Source organism: Streptomyces sp. NPDC058872 (genome assembly GCF_042743065.1).
GTDB lineage: Bacteria > Actinomycetota > Actinomycetes > Streptomycetales > Streptomycetaceae > Streptomyces.
Genome location: NZ_JBHYMK010000161.1, coordinates 1 through 1,129 on the forward strand (window position 1 = coordinate 1; position 1,129 = coordinate 1,129).

Consider the following 1,129-nt stretch of genomic DNA (forward strand, 5'->3'; position numbering starts at 1 on the left):
TCGCCGGGGTCGTCGGGATTGCGTTGCCGCTCGTGGAGGGCGCCGGCTGTCAGGAGAGCGTAGGCGAGCATGCTCATCAGGCTCCAGCGGTGCCAGGAGGTCCAGCAGGTGACCTGGCCCGTGTCGAGGTGGGCCAGGCCTTTGGCTCCCTGGAAGTCCTCTTCGACGTGCCACCGGCGGCAGACCGCGCTGACCAGCACCGATATCGGTTGCGGGTTGGGGTGCCAGGTACGGTAAAAGGAGAGGGTGCCGGTGCGGCGGTGGCGTCGGATGAGGACCTGGCTGTGCCCGTCGGGGTGTCCGGGCGGGGTGTCGTCGGCGTCCACGTCGATCATCGCCCAGTCGTAGAGCCGTTCGCCCTTGGTGCCGTTGCCGGTCTTCAGCCGCATCCAGGCCTGCTTGGGCACCCGCTCCAGCAGCGCGGTGACCTTGGCCTTTTTGCCCGGTGTGGTGACGCGGTGGCTGGTGGGCACGGCGATCGCGTAGCCGTAGCCCAGCGTACGGATCCGGGCGCGCAGCTTGCGCCCGCCGTAGACCTCGTCGGCCGCGACCCACACGTTGCGGATGCCCGAGGCGTGCGCGCTCTCCAGCATGTCGCCGGCCAGCTGTGGCTTGGTGGCGAACACCGTCTCGTCAGGTACGCCGGCCAGTTCACGGCGTTCGTCGTCAGCGGCCCACGCCTCGCCGAGGTATAGACGGCGATCGATCAGTGCGTGCCCGTCGCCGCTCACATAGGAGAGGTGTACCGCGACCTGGCACAGTCCGATCCCGCCCAGCGCGCCAGAATACTGCCGGGCCGCGCCGACCGCGTCGAGGGATGACTTCTCGTCGCCGGTTTCATCCACCACCAGCATCACCTCCCGCTCGCCGAGTTGCTCCACTGTCCAGGCCGCGGCCGACTGACGTATCGCCTCGTCGTCGAAGCGGGCACGCGAGAGAAAGTGCTGCAGCACGTGGGGGCCGGTGTGGCCGATCGCCTCGGCCAGCGACCAGCAGTTCGCCGAGTCCTTGACCATCAGCAGCCCCTGAACCATGTTCCGGCAGGTCAGTCGCGTCTCCCGGCGTGGGAAGCACCCCGCGACCCGACCCATCAGGGCCTCGAAGGACTCGCCCCACAGGGCGTGTACTA

1 protein-coding gene is annotated in these 1,129 nt (G+C 68.8%); it reads right to left on the minus strand.

What is annotated here, in order from left to right; translation table 11 throughout:
- Positions 1-1,034, minus strand: a 1,034-nt coding sequence (locus tag ACFW22_RS35915) for an IS701 family transposase (RefSeq protein WP_386413011.1), incomplete at its 3' end; no start/stop codon positions are given.
- Positions 1,035-1,129 lie beyond the last annotated feature (95 nt).